Here is an 18258-nt window from a genome sequence, read left to right as displayed (position 1 = left end):
TCAGAAGAAGCCCAGCTTGTTCGGCGAGTAGCTGACGAGCAGGTTCTTCGTCTGCTGGTAGTGGTCCAGCATGACCTTGTGGGTCTCGCGGCCGATGCCCGATTCCTTGTAGCCACCGAAGGCGGCGTGCGCCGGGTAGGCGTGGTAGCAGTTGGTCCACACGCGACCGGCCTGGATGGCGCGGCCCATGCGGTAGGCGCGGTTGCCGTCACGGCTCCACACCCCGGCGCCCAGACCGTAGATGGTGTCGTTGGCGATCGCCAGCGCTTCGGCTTCGTCCTTGAAGGTCGTCACGGCCAGCACCGGGCCGAAGATTTCCTCGCGGAAGATGCGCATGTCGTTGTGGCCCTTGAACAGCGTCGGCTGGATGTAGTAGCCACCCGCCAGGTCGCCGCCGAGTTCCGCACGGTTGCCGCCGATCAGCACTTGCGCGCCTTCGGCCTTGCCGACTTCCAGGTAGGAGCTGATCTTGTCCATCTGCATGGCCGAGGCCTGCGCGCCGATCATGGTGTCGGTGTCGAGCGGGTTGCCTTGCTTGATGGCGGCCACACGCTCCAGCACACGGGCCATGAAGGGCTCGTAGATCGATTCCTGGATCAGCGCACGCGACGGGCAGGTGCAGACCTCACCGCCGTTGAAGGCGAACAGCACCAGACCTTCGATCGCCTTGTCGAAGAAGGCGTCGTCGGCCGCCATGATGTCTTCGAAGAAGATGTTGGGCGACTTGCCACCGAGTTCCAGCGTGGCCGGGATCAGGTTGGTGGCAGCGGCCTGGGCGATGACGCGGCCGGTGGCGGTCGAGCCGGTGAAGGCGATCTTGGCGATGCGCTTGGAGGTGGCCAGCGGCATGCCGGCTTCGCGGCCGTAGCCGTTGACGATGTTCAGCACGCCGGCGGGCAGCAGGTCGGCGATCAGCTCGACCAGCACCAGGATGCTGATCGGGGTCGACTCAGCCGGCTTCAGCACGACGCAGTTGCCCGCACCCAGCGCCGGCGCCAGCTTCCACGCCGCCATCAGGATCGGGAAGTTCCAGGGAATGATCTGGCCGACGACGCCGAGCGGCTCGTGGTAGTGGTAGGCGATGGTGTCGCCGTCGATCTCGCTCAGGGCGCCTTCCTGCGAACGCAGGCAGCCGGCGAAGTAGCGGAAATGGTCGACCGTCAGCGGGATGTCGGCGTTCAGGGTTTCGCGGATCGGCTTGCCGTTGTCCACGGTTTCGGCGTAGGCCAGCGCTTCGAGGTTCTGCTCGATGCGGTCGGCGATCTTCAGCAGGATGTTGGCGCGCACGGCGGCCGGCGTGGCGGCCCAGCCGGCCTTGGCGGCGTGGGCGGCGTCCAGCGCCAGTTCGATGTCGGCTTCGCTCGAACGGGCGGCTTGCGTGAAGACCTTGCCGTTGATCGGGGTGATGACGTCGAAGTACTGGCCGCTCACCGGCGCGACCCACTGGCCGCCGATGAAGTTGTCGTAACGGGCCTTGAACTGGACCTTGGCTTCGGGGGTGTTGGGATTCGCGTAGATCATGGAATGTCTCCTTCGGTGTGACGATCACGGGGATTGAACTCCCCTCCATACGCGAAGGTCGTGCCAGCTTTCAGGCTCCGCCCACTCCGGTCAGGGTTCGGCCTCGGAATGGCGTGATTCATGCTTGAACCCTGTTCACTGCACCAAGCCCGGTGAACACCTGGGACACCGCAGGCCTCAGAACGTCAGGGTTTTTAGCAACATGGCCGGTTTTTCTCCAGCCAGTACCACCAATTGATCGAATTTGAGATGGTCCAGGCAGCAACGATCTGAATGGCCAAACATAAGGGAAAACACCAAGTGAGCAACCCGGTGAACAAGCTCGTCAAGCCCACCACCCTCCCGCCGCTGAACGCCGCACGCCTGCGTGAAGCCCGCCGCGCCCTGGTCGAGGACGGGCAGGCCACGCCGGATCTGGCGGCCTGCGACCCCGCGCTGATCCGCTCCTGGCAGCGCAGCCAGGCGGCCGGGCTGACCGCGGTCGGTCGCACCTCGGGCACTCCGCACGCCTCGGCGCTACAACTCGCCCAGGCCCGCGAGCTGCAGCACGAACTGGTCGCCCACGCCCGTCCCGCGATGGAGTTCATCTACGAGCAGACCCGCGACAGCGACAGCATCGTGCTGCTCTCGGATGCGCAGGGGCTGCTGCTCGACACGCTGGGCGACACCGGTTTCGCCAACCGGGCCGAGCGGGTGGCCTTGCGGCCGGGCGCGAACTGGCATGAGCAGTGGCGCGGCACCAATGCGATCGGCACGGCGCTGGCCGAGGAGCAGCCCGTGGTGGTCCACGGCAGCGCGCATTACCTGGACCGCAACGCCTTCCTGACCTGCGCGGCGGCGCCGATCATCGACCCGGGCGGCACCCTGCTGGGCGCGATCGACATCTCCAGCGACCACCGCCAGTTCCATCGCCACACGCTCGGCCTGGCCCGCTCGGCGGCGCGCATGGTGGAACACCGCCTGTTCGAGACGCGGCACCGCGACAGCCTGCGCCTGCGCCTGCACAAGCACCGCGAGGGCATCGCCGGCCTGACCGAGGGCCTGATCGCGCTGTCCGACGACGGCTGGCTGATCGGGGCGAACATGACCGGGCTGAACCTGCTGGGTCTGGCGCGGCAGGACATCGCGGCGCTGCGCGTGGACGCCTTGTTCGACGTGACGCTCGACACCTTGCACGCCCTCGGCCACGCCAGCCACGGCTGGCCGTTCGAGGTCCGCCAGCACACCGGCGCCACGCTGTGGGTGCAGCTGGAGGCGGGACGAGGCGGGATCGAGGTGATGCCCAATGCGAAGGCCCCGGTGCTGCCACCCTCGCCGACGCCGGTGCCCGAGGCCTCGGTGGATGTCGAGCGCCTGCTGGCCGACTGTCAGGGCAATGTGTCGGAAGCGGCCCGGCGCCTAGGCATCAGCCGCACGACGCTCTACCGCCGCCTCGGCCGCACGCTGGGCTGACCCACCGCGACGGGTTCAGGCGCGCAGAAAGTGCCCGAGCTTGTCGCGCTTGGTGCCGAGGTAGGCGGCGTTCTCGGGGTTGGCGTCGATCTCGTGCGACTCGCGCTGCACGATGGTGATGCCCTGCGCCTGCAGCGCCAGCACCTTCAGCGGGTTGTTGCTCATCAGGCAGACCGAGCGCACGCCCATGTCCTTCAGGATCTGCGCCGCGGCCTCGAAGCGGCGTGAATCGGCCGGATGCCCCAGCGCCAGGTTCGCCTCCACCGTGTCAAGCCCCTGGTCCTGCAGGTTGTAGGCGCGCAGCTTCTGCTCGATGCCGATGCCGCGCCCCTCGTGGCCGCGCATGTAGATCAACATGCCGCGACCGGTGTCGGCGATGCGGGCCAGCGCGAGCTGCAGCTGCGGGCCGCAGTCGCAGCGCAGCGAGCCGAAGATGTCGCCCGTCAGGCATTCGGAGTGGACCCGCACCAGAAGCTCCTCGCCCGACACGTCGCCGCAGTGCAGGGCCAGGTGCTCGATGCCGGTGGAGCGGTCGAAATACGACGTGATCGTGAACTCGCCGTGCGGGGTGGGCAGGCGCGCGCTGGTGCCTTTGTCGATGTCAGTCATCCCGACATTGTCGCCTGAGGCCCCGATCCATGCAGTCGCGCACGCTCACCGGGGCACAGGCTCAGACCTGCAGCGCCCCGCGACGCACCTGGTCGCGCTCCAGCGACTCGAACAGCGCCTTGAAGTTGCCCTCGCCGAAACCGTCATCGCCGCTGCGCTGGATGAACTCGAAGAACACCGGGCCGAGCAGCGTCCGGCTGAAGATCTGCAGCAGCAGCCGTGGACGCCCGCCCGTCGTCGAGCCGTCCACCAGGATGCCGCGGGTCTGCAATTCGGCCACCGGCTGGCCGTGGCCCGGCAGGCGCTCGTCGAGCATCTCGTAATACGCCTCGTTCGGCGCCGTCATCAGCGGCACCCCCGCCAGCGCCAGCCGGTCGATCGTGCCCGGCAGGTTGTCGGTCAGCAGCGCCACATGCTGGATGCCCTCGCCGTTGAACTGCATCAGGAACTCCTCGATCTGGCCCGCGCCGCGCGAGGACTCTTCGTTCAGAGGGATGCGGATCTTGCCGTCCGGCGCAGTCATCGCCTTGGAGGTCAGGCCGGTGTACTCGCCCTGGATATCGAAATAGCGCAGCTCACGGAAGTTGAACAGCCGCTCATAGAAACCGGACCAGAACGCCATGCGGCCGCGGTAGACGTTGTGCGTCAGGTGGTCGATGAGGCGCAGGCCGTGGCCGACCGGGCGGCGCTCGACGCCGTCGAGGAACTCGAAGTCGATGTCATAGATCGACTTGCCATCCTCGAAACGGTCGATCAGGTAGAGCGGCGCGCCGCCAATGCCCTTGATCGCCGGCAGGCGCAGCTCCATCGGGCCGGTCGGGATCTCGATCGGCTGCGCGCCCAGTTCGAGCGCGCGGGCATACGCCTGGTGTGAATCGCGGACACGGAACGCCAGCCCGCAGGCGGACGGGCCGTGCTCGGCCGCGAAATAGCCAGCGGCGCTGCGCGGCTCGCGGTTGACGATGAAGTTGATCTCGCCCTGGCGGTACAGCACCACGTCCTTCGAGCGGTGACGCGCGACGAGCGAGAAGCCCATCTGCTCGAACAGCGGCTCCAGCACGTTGGGCGTGGGTGAGGCGAACTCGACGAACTCGAAGCCCATCAGGCCCATCGGGTTGTCGAACAGGTCAGAAGATGCAGGGGCAGGGGCAGCGGAAGCCGAGGCGGAAGAAACGGAAGCGGACATGAAAGCTCCTTGGCGGCTGCACACGGGCAGCCGCACCATGGTTCGGATGCGGACGGACGGTCAGACGGTCAGCACCCCACCGGCGGCGCGCACGGCACCCCCCGCACACTGCGTGCGAGATGGTCGCCGTAAACGAGCTGGAAGCCGGTGGTCATGGAAAGGAGTGGGGCAATCGCTTGGGAGGCGCCCGGGAGAGGCCCGGGAGGCGCTGAAAAACTTCGCGCAGTCTATGCCGACTTGGCCTCCCGCGCGACAGTTCTTTTGGCGATCTCGATCTTGGCGATCGCGTTGCGGTGGACCTCGTCCGGCCCGTCCACCAGCCGCACCGTGCGCTGGTGGGCGTACATCTCGGCCAGCCAGGTGTCCTGGCTCACCCCCGCCGCGCCATAGGCCTGGATCGCCCAGTCCACCACCTTGCACGACACGTTCGGCGCGACGACCTTGATCATCGCGATCTCCTGCTTCGCGCCCTTGTTGCCGACGGTGTCCATCCTGTGCGCGGCGTTCATCGTCAGCATGCGGGCCTGGTCGATCATGCAGCGCGACTCGGCGATGCGCTCGTGCCAGATCGACTGCGCCGACAGCGGCTTGCCGAAGGCGATGCGGGTGGACAGCCGATCGACCATCAGCTCCAGCGCCCGCTCGGCCGCGCCGATGGAGCGCATGCAGTGGTGGATGCGGCCCGGGCCGAGGCGGCCTTGCGCGATCTCGAAGCCACGCCCCTCGCCGAGCAGGATGTTCTCGACCGGCACACGCACGTTCTCCAGCAGCACCTCCATGTGCCCGTGCGGCGCGTCGTCGTAGCCGAACACGTTCAGCGGGCGCAGCACCGTCACCCCCGGCGTGTCGCGCGGCACCAGCACCATCGACTGCTGTTGGTGGCGCGGTGCGTCGAAGTCGGTCTTGCCCATCACGATGAAGATGGCGCAGTTCGGGTGGCCGGCGCCCGACGAGTACCACTTGCGGCCGTTGATGACGTACTCGTCGCCCTCGCGCCGGATCGAGCATTCGATGTTCGTCGCGTCCGAGGACGCCACCGCCGGCTCGGTCATCAGGAAGGCCGAGCGGATCTTGCCGTCCAGCAGCGGCTCCAGCCACGCCTGCTTCTGCGCCTCGGTGCCGTAGCGCTCGATGGTCTCCATGTTGCCGGTGTCCGGCGCCGAGCAGTTGAACACCTCGCCCGACCACACCACGCGGCCCATGAGTTCGCACAGCGGCGCGTAATCGAGGTTCGACACACCGCCCTCGCCCTTGTAGGGGTGCGGCAGGAACAGGTTCCACAAGCCGGCGGCCCGGGCGATCGGCTTGAGTTCCTCGATCAGCGGCACGACCTGCCAGGGATTGCCCGCCGCGCGCAGCGCGTGCATCTCGGCCTCGTAGCGCGCTTCGTTCGGGGTGATGTGCTGGTCGAAAAACGCCTGGACGCGGTCGACGAGGTCTTGGCTCTTGGGGGAGAGTTCCCGGTTCATGCTTGGGCTCCTGCGGGTCAGCGGTGGAATGCCGGTGATTGAAGCACCGCCACCGCCCCCCTGAGGTCGCCTAGGTGACCAGGTCCAGCTCCGGGTAGCAGCGGAAGATCCCCTGCTCGTTGAACGGGATGCGCCGCGCGCTCGCCAGATAGGCCGCCACGCGCGGCACCTCGGCCACGCGGTCGTGCAAGTCCACGATCAGCGGCGTGCGGGCCAGCGCACGGGCGGCCGCCTTCGGGAAGGCGTAGCGCAGCCCTTCGATCAATTGAAAGAGCGACAGGTCGGCATAGCTCATCTTGCCGCCCACCAGGAAGCGCGTGCCCGCCGGGTTGCGGGCGACGACCTGCTCGAACCACTGCAGGTACTTGGGCATGCGGGCGCTGCAGAACGCCTGCGCGCGCCGCAGTGCCTCAGGCTGCTGGTCCTCGTAGTGCAGACCGACGTCGATCGGATGGTGCGTGTCGTGGGCCTCGCTGACCATGTCGGCGATGGTGAGCTGGAGCTGCTGGGTCCAGGTGCGTGACTGCTCGCTGCGCCCGACCAGCTTCCACTCCAGCGCCAGGTACTGCAGGATCACCGCGGTCTGCCCGATCACGACCGCGCCGTCCTTGAGGAACGGTGGCGCGAACGGCGGCTGGACCGCCTTCGTGTCCTTCAGATGGCGCAGCATCGCCGGCACGCCCTGCCCCGCCGCCTCGTCACCGCGGGCGACGTCGATGTACGGCGCTCCCGCCGCCTCCAGCGCCAAGCGCACAAATTCGCCACGACCCTGAAGGGTCGGCCAGTAATGAAGTTCATATGCCATGGGCGGACTGTATCGAACTCGGTGAGGCGCTCTTGCATTCTGGCCAACCCACCCCAGATCGCAAAAGTCGTCCTGCACCACGGGAACTTTCCATCAGCGCCCCGGTCAGACGGCTTCGAATTGCACCCTTTCACCCCAACCCCCTTTGAAGGAGTTCCCCGCATGGGCCTGTTCGACATGTTCAAGAGCGACACCGGCGACAAGATGACGCCGCACCTGGCGTTCACCACCTCGCTGATCTACATGATGTCCGCCGACGGCGAGATGGACAGCGAAGAGGTCGGCCACCTGCTGGCGGTCCTGGGCGGCCAGGACGACGGCAAGGGCACCATCGGTGTCGGCGCACAGAACCAGGCGCTGCTGGACTCGGCGATGAAGTACCGCCGCAAGAACTCGCTGGACACCTTCCTGGCCGAAGCCGCCCCGCTGCTGACCGACGCACAGAAGATGTGCATCATGATCAACCTGATCGACTCGTCGCTGGCCGATGGCCAGCCGGAGCGTGAAGAGCAGGAGATGTTCGCCAAGTTCCTGAAGGCCTTCGGCATCACGGAAGCGCGCTTCCAGCCGTTCTTCGAGGTCATCATGCTCAAGGCGGACCGCACGGTCTTCACCAACCAGAACCACCCGAAGAACCAGCCGGGGCATCAGGTCAAGCTGTCGCTGAACTGATCGTTCTGCCCGGGTCCGACCGCCTCGGCGGTCATTGGTCCGAAACGGCTCGCCTCGCAGGCGGGCCGTTCTGTTTTTGAACCGACCGATACGGCAGAATCGGCATCCCGGCGACGCCCTGGTCGCCGCAACCTTGTCCCGGTGTCTGCCTTGCCTCCCCGCCCCCTCTTTCACGGCCAGGCCGCTCTCCCACGACGCCGCCTTCGGTGGCACTGGCACACGCTCTTCGCCGTGTGGATGCTGGTGGCATTGTGGTTCCCGCCCTCCGCGCAGGCCACACCCGGTGCCGACACCCAGGAGTTGACCCTCGGCGGCGAGCCCATGGCCTTGACCGAACACCTGCGGGTGCTCAAGCAGGCCCCGGACGCCACCGCACCCTTCTCGGCGGTGCTGCAGCAGGACGGCTGGCAACCGGCCACAGTCGAGAACCGCAATTCGAGCTGGGTGGCCAGCACGGTCTGGCTGACCGGGTCGGTGCGCAATCCGTCGGACAGGCCCGTGACCCGCTGGATCGTCGTGTCCCCCTGGCGCATCGACGACGTGCAGCTCTACCTGATGACCCCGGAAGGCACCCAGGTCATGGCGCACCAGCTCGCCGGTCTCGGTCGGTTGGAGTCGCCCCCGGGGCGGCAGTTCGTCGAGTCGGTGTTCCCCGTGACGATCGCCGCCGGGGAGACGGTGCGGCTGCTCGTGCGGCTGCAGGACGAGACGGTCCCGACCAGCTTCGTCACCGCCTGGCCACCCGAGGCCTATCTCCGCCACCTGAACGCCCAGATCCTGCGCGAAGCCGTCACGGTCGCGGTGGCGCTGACGCTGCTGGTGGTCCTGGTGCTGACGGCCGACTGGCAACTCGTGCTGGTGGCGGGCTGGCTGGCGGCCGCCGTCGGGTTTGAAATCACCTACCAGGGGCAGCTGCTGCTCCATTTTGTCCCCGGGCTCGCCGACTGGATCATCCCGATCTTCTCGGGGCTGGGCTCGCTGGGCTACCTGCTGTTCACCGTGTCGGCGTGGGTGCTGAACGGACTGGACCGCCGAAGTGTCTGGGCCCGGATCGCGGGCGGCGGCAATCTGGTGGCACTGATCTCCGCCGCGGCCGTGGTCTTCCCGGCTTGCCAGATCATCGCCCGGCAGGTCATCGGCGTCATGGGCCTGGTGATCCTCACCACCTGGCTGATCGCGTCCTGGCGCACCCCGCTGGCCGATGTGCCACAGGCGAAGGTGATCCGCTGGCTGTTCAACCTGTTCGGCGCCTCGATGCTGCTGTACGTCATCACCTCCCGCGGCGGCCCGCTGGGACAAGCCCTGCGAAGCGCCCAGGACTACATCCGCTTTGACGTGCTGACCATCCTGTGCGTGACGCTGGTCTATCTGCGGGTCCGGCACCAGACGCAGGAAAACGACCGTCGGCGCATCAAGTTCCTGGCCTTCCATGACGCGCTCACCGGACTGCCCAACCGGGTGCGGGGGCTCAGCCAGCTCAGCCAGGCGGTCGCGGCGGGCTTGCGGCAGAACAGCCCGGTCAGCGTGCTCTACCTTGACATGGACAAGTTCAAGCACGTCAACGACACGCATGGCCACCCCATCGGCGACGCGCTGCTCAAGGGCGTGGCGGCGCGGCTGTCGGACTGCGTGGCCGCCTTCGGCACGGTCTGCCGGCTGTCCGGCGACGAGTTCATGGTGGTCCTGCCCGGCGTCGGCCAACCCGAGCAGGTGGCCCGCCACTGCCAGGCCCTGCTGTCGGAGCTGTCCACACCGTTCAGGCTGGCGGACCGCCAGCTCCACACCTCCTTCTCGATCGGCGTCGCCACCAGCCCGGACGACGGCCTGGACGGCGAAACCCTGATGCGCCACGCCGACATCGCGCTGTTCGAGGCCAAGAAGTCCGGCGAGAACCGCTTCTGTCGCTTCGAGCAGCAGATGAACACCCGCGTCATCGACCATGCGCAGACCCGCGCGGCGCTGCACCAGGCGCTTGAACAGGGCGAGTTCGAGCTGCATTACCAGCCCCAGATCGACCTGCGCACCCGGCGTGTCACCGGCCTCGAAGCGCTGATCCGCTGGAACCGACCCGGGCGTGGGCTGACGCTGCCGGGCGAGTTCATCGCCGTGGCCGAGGAAAGCGGGCTGATCGTGCCGATCGGGCGCTGGGTGCTGCGCGAAGCCTGCCGACAGGCGAGCCTCTGGCGGGCGGACGGCTGGCATGACATGACGGTGGCCGTCAACGTGTCGGCCGTGCAGTTCCGGTCCGGGCACTTGACGCAGGACGTGGCGGAGGCATTGGCGGACAGCGGTCTGGCGCCGGGCGGACTGGAGCTGGAGCTGACCGAGTCCGTGCTGGTCGGCCACACCGATGAGGCGTTGCGGACCCTCGGGCAGCTCAAGGCGCTGGGGACACCACTCGCGCTCGATGATTTCGGCACCGGCTACTGTGGTCTGTCCTATCTGCGCCGGTTCAATGTGGACACGGTCAAGATCGACCGCTCGTTCATCGTCAACGCCGAACACGACGCCGAAGACCGGGCCATCGTCCAGGCGGTGGTCCAGCTCGCCCACAACCTGAAACTGCGCACCGTGGCGGAAGGCGTCGAGACGAGTGATGTGGCCTGGCTGCTGGCCGCCGCTGGATGCGACAGGATCCAGGGCTACCAGGTGGCGCGGCCGATGCCGGCCAAGGACGTGGTGCGGTGGCTGACGGCCTGGAAGACCAGCACGTCGGCGCAGCAGACCCCGACACACGCGCTCGACGCAGGCCTTCAGCGCGGCGTGTGAACCCCTCAAGACGGAGACGGAGCTCCCGAGTTCGACACTTTGCCGCCCTCCGACCCAGCCCAACCCCATACGAATCAAGGACTTGGCATGGTTTGCTGCAGAGTTTTGTAGTCTAAACCCATGAATGTGATGTAGTTTTCTTATTTCCCGATCCCGGACTACACTCCGGCCATGTTCATCAAGGTCACCCGCGCCAAGGGCCACAGCTACGCCCAGCTCGTCGAGTCCTTTCGCGACGAACACGGCCAACCCCGCCAGCGCAACGTCATGACGCTCGGCCGCGTCGACGAGAACGGCGGCCAGGTCGACCGGCTGCTGCAGTCGCTGCTGAAGGTGCGCGGCCTGGCCGGGCGCGATACCTCGGCCCCCGAGGTGCGCTTCGACTCCGCCCTGGCCCTGGGTGACGTGTGGGCGCTCGACCAGCTCTGGCGCGAGATCGGCTTCGACGCGCTGGCCGGCGTGTTCCGGCGCGCCCGCTACACCACCCCCATCGAACAGGCCATCCGCATGATGGTGTTCAACCGGCTGTGTGATGCCGACTCCAAGCTCGGGGTACTGCGCTGGGCACAGACGGTGAGCTTGCCCGGGGTGGACGCTTCCAGATTCAACCATCAGCATCTGCTGCGCGCCATGGATGCGCTGATGGACCACCAGGGTGAGGTCGATGCCTGCGTGGCGCACCTGTTGCGTCCGCTCATCGACGAGACGCTGTCGGTGGTGTTATACGACCTGACCACCATCCGTGCGGCCGGCCTGAGCGAACAGCCTGACGATGTGCGCCAGCACGGCATGAGCAAGGAAGGCGTGATCGCGCGACAGTTCCTGCTGGGCGTGGTGCAGACGGCCGACGGCCTGCCGATCCACCACGAGGTGTTCGACGGCAATGCCAGCGAGGCGCAGACGCTGCTGCCGGTGCTGGAGCGGCTGCTGGGGCGGTTCCCGCACATCCGCCGTCTGGTGCTGGTGGCGGACCGGGGGCTGCTGTCGCTGGACAACCTCGACGCGCTGGAAGCGCTGGAGCTGCCGGCCGGACCCGATGGACCGCGCACGCTGGAGTACATCCTGGCGGTGCCGGGGCGGCGCTACGGCGAGTTCGAGTCGGTGCTGCAGGACTTCCAGGCCAAGGTGACCGCGCAGGCTCGGCAAGCGCAGGTGCTGCGCGATGCGGGGCAGCCTGCCACGGCGGACGAGACGGTGGACGAGGCCCGCTGGCTGGGGCGCCGTCTGGTGGTGGCGCACCAGCCCGAGCGGGCGGCCGAGCAGTCGGCCAAGCGCACGGCGCGCATCGCCGAGCTGCTCGCGCGGGCGCAGGCACTCGCCGACAAGCTCACAGCGCAGGACGATGGCCAGCGCAGCCGTGGCCGGGCGCTGTCGGACTCGGGTGCCAAGGCGCGCTTCTTCCACGAGGTGGCCGACGCGCATCTCGCGCGCATCATCAGGGTCGACCTGAAGTCCGAGCTGTTCCGCTACGAGATCGACGCGCAGGCGCTCGCGCGCGCCGAATTGATGGACGGCAAGTTGCTGCTGGTGACCAACGTGGCCGACTTGAAGCCTGCCGAGGTGGTGCAGCGCTACAAGGCGCTGGCCGACATCGAGCGGGGCTTCCGGGTGCTCAAGAGCGAGATCGAGATCGCGCCGGTCTACCACCGGCTGCCCGAGCGCATCCGGGCGCACGCCAGCCTCTGCTTCATGGCGCTGATCCTGTACCGGCTCATGCGCCAGCGGCTCAAGGCCGCCGGGCATGCCGCCTCGCCGGAAACCGCCCTGGCGCGGCTGCGGCGCATTCAGCGCCAGACCGTCTGCATCAACGACAGCGCGCCCATCAGCGGCGTGTCCACCATCAACGACGAACAGGCCACGCTGCTGGCCGCATTGAGGCTCAAGAAACCACCCGGCGATACCCAGTTGAACCTCCTGTAGTGGCAATTCGCGAGGGCAGCCTATGCGAATCAAGCACTTACAGCGGTTGGTGTCGAACTCGGGGGAGCTTGTCGTGACCGAACGCCCCCCGCTGCACCAGCGCTGCTTCACCAGTGACGCCGTCGAGGCCGAAATCGACCGCGTGCGCGCCCGCATCGCGGACGATGAACTCGGCCAGCTCTTCGCCAACGCGCTGCCCAACACGCTCGACACGACCGTCGATTTCACGGACGGCGAGCGACCCGACACCTTCGTCATCACCGGCGACATTCCCGCGATGTGGCTGCGCGATTCGACCGCGCAGGTGTGGCCCTACCTCGCGCTGGCACCCATCGAGCCGCGGCTGCAGCGGATGCTGGCCGGGGTGGTGAACCGGCAGGTGGACTGCGTGCTGATCGATCCGTACGCCAATGCCTTCAACAAGGGCCAGGAAGGCAGCCACTGGGCCGACGACCACACGGCGATGCGCCCCGAGCTGCACGAGCGCAAGTGGGAGCTGGACTCGCTGTGCAGCGTGATCCGGCTGGGCCACGGCTACTGGCAGGCGTGCGGGGACACATCGCCGTTCGACGACACCTGGGCGCGGGCGATGGCGCGGGTGCTACAGACGATGCGCGAGCAGCAGCGCCGCGACGGCCCCGGCCCCTACCGCTTCCAGCGCCGGGCGCTCAGCCCGACCGACACGCTGCCCTTCGACGGCGAGGGCTGGCCGGCGCGGCCGAACGGGCTGATCCGCTCCGGGTTCCGGCCGTCGGACGATGCCTGCCAGTACCCGTATCTGATCCCCGCGAACTTCATGGCCGTGACCGCGCTGCGCCAGCTTGATGCGCTGGCCACGGCGCTCGGGCGGGCGGCGCTGGCCGAGTCGGCGCGGGGGCTGGCCGATGAGGTGGCGGCGGCGCTGCCGGGGTCAGGGGTGTTGCCGTATGAAATCGACGGCTACGGCAATGCGCTGTACATGGACGACGCGAACGTGCCGAGCCTGCTGTCGCTGCCCTACCTGGGCTGCCTGTCGGTGGACGACCCGCGGTACCGGGCCACGCGCGCCTTCGTGCTAAGCGAGGACAACCCGTTTTTCTTCCGCGGCCGGGCGGGGTGCGGGATCGGCGGGCCGCATTGCGGGCTGGGGATGATCTGGCCGATCGCGCTGACGATGCAGGCGATGACCAGCACGGACGACGCCGAGATCCTGCGCTGTCTGGCGATGCTCAAGGCCAGCCATGCCGGGACCGGGTTCATGCACGAGTCGTTTCACCAGGACGATGTGCGGCGGTTCACTCGGCCTTGGTTTGCTTGGGCGAATTCGTTGTTTGGGGAGTTGGTGCTGAATATCGAGGCGCAGCGGCCGGATTTGTTGCGGTGTGGCGCTTCAGTTTAGGGCGTGCCGCGTCTTGTGCTTCAGATATCAATGGCTCTTCCTGCTATGCGTCCCAGAGGTCGCTCTCCGTATCGCATCCCCGCCGGAATCTGCTCCAGAATGGGCATCACTCTCGGCGGCGGCTCTTTCAAGACCGGCGCGCTCGGAGCGGTACTTCCACAGAAGGGGGTCACCACTCTTTGGTTCGTTTTGCATAGAGGCAGTCAGCGTCGCGCGCGCAAGCGCCTTATTCGGCGGAACTTCAGCCAAGTAGGCACGAGCTTGCTGGAGTAGGCAAAGATGTTTTGGTTTGCCATTGGCCGCTGCACGATCTAGTGAGTCGATGCTTGCAGCAATGCGCAGTTTCGCCTCCAAAATTCCTCGGGTATACCAAGCGTCGCCATCATTGGGTATTAGATGAGTCGACTTCTTCGCCCAGTCCAATGCCTCCGCTCGGCGCGCCGGGTACTTTGAAGAGAGAAATACCGCATATCTATCGTAGAGCCATCCATTGTCAGGGTCTGCGCTTAGCGCCAACTCATAGAAAGCCTCGCAATCCTCGTCCCTTCCCTCGCGATATGCTGTATTGGCTGCTCGGGCATAAGCATGGCGATAGGCTCGATCGATCCGGTCAGATACTTTTGCAGATCTACTCTTTAGAAACTCTGCATATCTACTCTTGACTTTCTCCACGCTCGCAGAATTTGGAACGATTTTGCCATCAACAACCATTTCTTTCTGCGCACAGAATTTCAAGAACTCTGAAGAGAAAAGAATCTGCGTATCATCCTGGTATCGCGATATCTGCGCTATTCCACGACTCTCTTCCAAAGCATCATAGGCCGACAATACTGAGATTCCAACTTGCCCACAGCAAAGTTTTAATAATGTATCGTCATGTATCTCAGAAACCCGGGTCATCAGAAGAAGAAGATACTGCATTGGATGCGAAGTTCGGTTCCAAGCATCTGCATACAGGAACTCCCCCAAATCTTGGGTGTGCATCCGTTGCACGCGCTGGTACGCACTTTCCAAGCCTATCCCGCTCTCGCCGAGTGCGCCTACAAACACTTCTAAGACTAGCGGCTTACAACCTAAATTCCGAGAATATTTGGTGAGTGTAGAATCACCGGCCATCAAAATCGGCTTTCTATCCAAAACCTTGGCGCGTGCCCGCAAAAACTTAACCGACTCGGGTTCCGATAGTGGCTTGATTTCGACTTGATTAGCCTCAATCGCTTCGCGCCTTCGTGACGTGAGAAGAATGCGCCCGACGCGTCGAGACAGTTCCCGCATTTGTCTAGCTAGCGTCTTGACTTCTTCCGCGTTAGAAGCCATTGTCTCTGTATTATCAAGTATCAGAAGATGATTATTTCTACTCACCCCCCAATCTTTGGCAAGGTACGTAGCGAGTTTATGGATGACCGCATCTGCATCCTTCACGTACCAAGAACGATCGAGCGGCTTGCCGTCTAGTGCGCGCGGAATCAGCGTCGCAACATCGGCTACCCCTACGTCGGCAATCCTTATCAGCTCTAGGCCGTTAAGTCCCCAGCGAGTCTTCTTCGCTGTATAGAATGTTATCAGCTCTGGTTTGTAGGATGTTTTTATTGTTCCATCGAGCAACCGGTGCATGAACTCCACAGCAAGAGTAGTTTTCCCAATCCCGCCATCGCCAAATAGCATACACGCGCGGGACTCGCTATCATCCAGCCAGTCTCTCAACTCCTCTAACTCCCGCTCGCGACCGGTAAACTGTTTTGTTAGTCTTTCTGGCAAAAGAGTTATTGGCGACCAGTCCTTGGTAGCGGTGGACACTATCGAATACGCAGGTAGGGCGCTCGATCGGACTGAGATAAACGGATCCTCGATTTCGTAGCTAACATCTTCTCGCTCGAAAAGGCCTCGTTCAATTTGCGCTTTGACGAGGCAGCGATCTGTGGTAAATCGCTTAATGCTTCTGTAGCAGGATATATTTCCGGAGTATGCTTTTAACGTTCTGAGAACGTATCTACTTCCATCGTCTAACTGAGTCCAAAGCGTCTCCCCGTTTGTATCTATGACGGGAAGAATTTGCTGACACGCCTCTATAATTAACTCCAACGCATCTCCCTCAGCCTCAAGGTCATTGTTTCCTATGAGCCCATGACCTTCGACCCCATCGTTGCGGACGTCAACAAATGCGCTTAGTAGACGCTCGGCCGAGCACGGCACGTTCGTTTCAAGCAATCGCCAGCAGGGGCGATCGCTGACGGTTGTTCTCAGAATCGGGTTACTGATTCCCGCCGATCCCTCGTTCTCCGCTATCACAAGCATTTCGCACAGCGCAGCGAGAAGTGTGCCATCCGCTGGTTCTCGAAGGCTCGATATTGGTAGATTAGCGGAGAGCATCTGCGAAGCACTCTTCATGCGCTGAGCGGCGATCCGTTCGGCAAGCAATATCGCCGAATGTTGCAGCAATAGGCGTACAATCGCAACATACGCCATGCGTCTTTCGACAGCAGATTTAATTGCATGCGCTTCACCGCATAGTGCTTTCAGTCGTTGCTTCATTTCTTGCTCCTTCCATTTATCGAATAGCTTCGTAGTTTTTCATAGGACTTACGCAAGTTGAACTCAGTTAGCACAGAGCTTGGACTTTTGTAGCCATCTCAAATGTACGCCATCGGCACTGACGGTCGAGCTATTTCCTGCCGCATGTAATTCGACATCATCGCCTTCTTGATGCTGTAGATATTCGTCCTCATGTCTCTGGCCAGCGCGGACAGATGGTTCCACGCCAAGATGACACAGGCAATGTGATTCCTCTGCGCCCTGGCAGATCGACACTGGCATTTCTCCATGCCCAGCACCTGCTTGACCTCCCGGTGATACTGCTCGATCTTCCACCTGATCGCGCAGATCTCTCGCGTGTCGTCCACCGAAGTCTGTTCCAGATCATTGGTCACCACCCATTCCGTGCGACCGTTTCCCGTCGCCACCCGAAACAGCTTGACCTTGAGGCTGCCTGGAAACTTGTTCACCTTGACGAGCTTGCCGTGCGCGGCGCCTTGGTCGCTCCACTGCAACTCACTGACGGCCTGATAGGGCGCCTGCGCCTGACTGTCATCGACCAGGCGATTGCTCTTGAGCGGGCAGTAGAAGATCTTGCCCGCACGATGGATGTGCACCATCAGCTCCTTGGTGGCGTACCAGGAGTCCATCAGCACCACGCGGAATGGCAGCTTCTTGCCCGTCATGGCCTCGTCGAACATCTCCTGGACGTGCTGGAGCTTGGTCTTGTGGTCCACCTGCGGGGCGAACACTCGCCAGTCGATGATCCAGTAGCGACCGCTGCGGGGGTTGACGTACAAGCAGTTGACCACACCGATGCCCTTGATCAGGCCATGGGCATTGCCGCTGTACTGCCGCCGCACCAGCTCGATCGCATGGGAGTGGTTCTTGTCCGAGACGCTGTCGTCGAACAGCAAGAAAGCGTTCGGATCAGGTTCGATGGATTTCTCCACCTGCTCCCAGACGATGGCAGGCGTTATGTTTTCGTCTTGCAGGTAACGGTTGATGGCGTCATGCGAGAAATGCGGGTGATGGTCGGCGAAGTAGGTTTGGGTATAGTTGGTCTGGGTGGAGATCAGAAACTGACAGTAGTCGCGTCTTGTCGGCTTCATCATGGCTCCTGTTGAGTTGAGGCAAGCCAATTGTAGGCATATTTAATGAATCCGAACAGCCAGTTGAAACAAGATATTTCAGTGCACATCGGGTGCCGGATCAATCCATGGATCAGAATATGGCACTCAAAACTCAGTTGAGTTTGAAAGTTTCTTTTGCGTAAGTCCTATTTCAGAAGAAAAAACACTTGCGGAATTGTTCGTAGCGGATATTTTCGCTGGCGACCCGCTGCCCGAGTGTCTTTTGATCGCACGCGCATCGCGATACTTAAGTCTGATGCCTAACAAATATATACATTCTCAAGCCACCCGAGGTTTTTTCTCATGCGTTAACGCAGAGTGGGATTGACGATGGGGGTTCTCGATCCCGATCCAACTGACGCGAGGAGATTCACAGGGCCATGGTATTTTTGGCATCGATCTCGCCAGGCCCACACCCATTCGGCTGGACAGCATAGCCGTCAGCACGTTTTTCGTCTATCGGAACGCACCTGTACGTCGGCAGACCGACCGCCCCTGCAATCGACGAGGAACACGACAATCACCTCTCGACGTCCGAGCAATTGATGCGGAATTTCAATGCGGATGTCATGCGGTAGAGCCATGCACACAATTGCTCAAGGCCTTGTGTCGCGCCGGCCCGGTGGACAGGGAGATCGCATCTAAATTGACAGAACTTGACTGAAAATGAGCAACGTTGCACGCATTTCGTCAGCCGGTCGAAGGCGGCCTTGCCACGGAACCGACTTTTGATAAAAGTTGAAAGCCATTCTGAGGTGTTCCGCAATATAGAGGCTGAAAGCAGCCACTGAGAGTGTCGTCAAGCGATGGCT

Annotated in this window: 12 protein-coding genes; 5 read left to right on the top strand and 7 right to left on the bottom strand. The window is 63.9% G+C overall.

What is annotated here, in order from left to right; genetic code table 11:
* Positions 1-1521 (bottom strand): acetaldehyde dehydrogenase ExaC, encoded by a 1521-nt coding sequence (gene exaC / locus U5O44_RS21835; RefSeq protein ID WP_322590476.1) that lies wholly within the window; start codon positions 1519-1521, stop codon positions 1-3.
* A 312-nt stretch (positions 1522-1833) separates the two neighbouring features.
* On the opposite strand from exaC, the gene U5O44_RS21830 reads away from it, so the two are divergent.
* Positions 1834-2973 (top strand): GAF domain-containing protein, encoded by a 1140-nt coding sequence (locus U5O44_RS21830; protein WP_322590475.1) that lies wholly within the window; start codon positions 1834-1836, stop codon positions 2971-2973.
* A gap of 15 nt (positions 2974-2988) precedes the next feature.
* Here U5O44_RS21830 and ribA read toward each other — a convergent pair whose 3' ends face one another.
* The 4 genes from ribA to U5O44_RS21810 all read right to left on the bottom strand — a co-directional run bounded on the left by ribA (position 2989) and on the right by U5O44_RS21810 (position 7042).
* Complete coding sequence (ribA, locus tag U5O44_RS21825) at positions 2989-3582, bottom strand: GTP cyclohydrolase II (protein WP_322590474.1); 594 nt, start codon at positions 3580-3582, stop codon at positions 2989-2991.
* Positions 3583-3643: 61 nt separating this feature from the next.
* Positions 3644-4768: a 4-hydroxyphenylpyruvate dioxygenase gene (hppD, locus tag U5O44_RS21820; RefSeq protein ID WP_322590473.1), complete on the bottom strand. Its 1125-nt coding sequence runs from the start codon at positions 4766-4768 to the stop codon at positions 3644-3646.
* Positions 4769-4995: 227 nt separating this feature from the next.
* A complete protein-coding gene (locus tag U5O44_RS21815; protein ID WP_322590472.1) occupies positions 4996-6237 on the bottom strand; it encodes an acyl-CoA dehydrogenase family protein in 1242 nt (413 codons plus the stop codon).
* 70 nt (positions 6238-6307) lie between these two features.
* Positions 6308-7042, bottom strand: a complete 735-nt coding sequence (locus U5O44_RS21810) for a glutathione S-transferase (RefSeq protein WP_322590471.1) — start codon at positions 7040-7042, stop codon at positions 6308-6310.
* Positions 7043-7204: 162 nt separating this feature from the next.
* On the opposite strand from U5O44_RS21810, the gene U5O44_RS21805 reads away from it, so the two are divergent.
* From U5O44_RS21805 to U5O44_RS21790, 4 genes are all read left to right on the top strand, one after another.
* The gene (locus tag U5O44_RS21805; protein ID WP_322590470.1) at positions 7205-7714 is read left to right on the top strand and encodes a tellurite resistance TerB family protein; all 510 of its coding nucleotides are present in this window, start codon (positions 7205-7207) and stop codon (positions 7712-7714) included.
* A gap of 243 nt (positions 7715-7957) precedes the next feature.
* Positions 7958-10483 carry an EAL domain-containing protein gene (locus U5O44_RS21800; protein ID WP_322590469.1) on the top strand — a complete coding sequence of 842 codons (2526 nt, stop codon included), beginning with the start codon at positions 7958-7960 and terminating at the stop codon, positions 10481-10483.
* 171 nt (positions 10484-10654) lie between these two features.
* Positions 10655-12403, top strand: a complete 1749-nt coding sequence (locus U5O44_RS21795; RefSeq protein ID WP_322588370.1) for an IS1634 family transposase — start codon at positions 10655-10657, stop codon at positions 12401-12403.
* 73 nt (positions 12404-12476) lie between these two features.
* Positions 12477-13781: a glycoside hydrolase family 125 protein gene (locus tag U5O44_RS21790; RefSeq protein ID WP_322590468.1), complete on the top strand. Its 1305-nt coding sequence runs from the start codon at positions 12477-12479 to the stop codon at positions 13779-13781.
* A 27-nt stretch (positions 13782-13808) separates the two neighbouring features.
* Here the strand turns inward: U5O44_RS21790 and U5O44_RS21785 are convergent, their stop codons facing one another.
* Both U5O44_RS21785 and U5O44_RS21780 read right to left on the bottom strand, forming a co-directional pair.
* A complete protein-coding gene (locus tag U5O44_RS21785; RefSeq protein ID WP_322590467.1) occupies positions 13809-16313 on the bottom strand; it encodes a tetratricopeptide repeat protein in 2505 nt (834 codons plus the stop codon).
* Between the two features lie 98 nt (positions 16314-16411).
* Positions 16412-17425, bottom strand: coding sequence for an IS701 family transposase (locus tag U5O44_RS21780; protein ID WP_322586630.1), 1014 nt, complete (start codon positions 17423-17425; stop codon positions 16412-16414).
* Between the last annotated feature and the right edge of the window lie 833 nt (positions 17426-18258).

Origin of the sequence: Sphaerotilus sp. (assembly GCF_034519685.1) — a bacterium.
In the GTDB taxonomy this organism is placed as follows: domain Bacteria; phylum Pseudomonadota; class Gammaproteobacteria; order Burkholderiales; family Burkholderiaceae_C; genus Sphaerotilus.
Note: the sequence above shows the minus strand (reverse complement) of the source record. Positions and strands in the feature narration are given on the sequence as shown.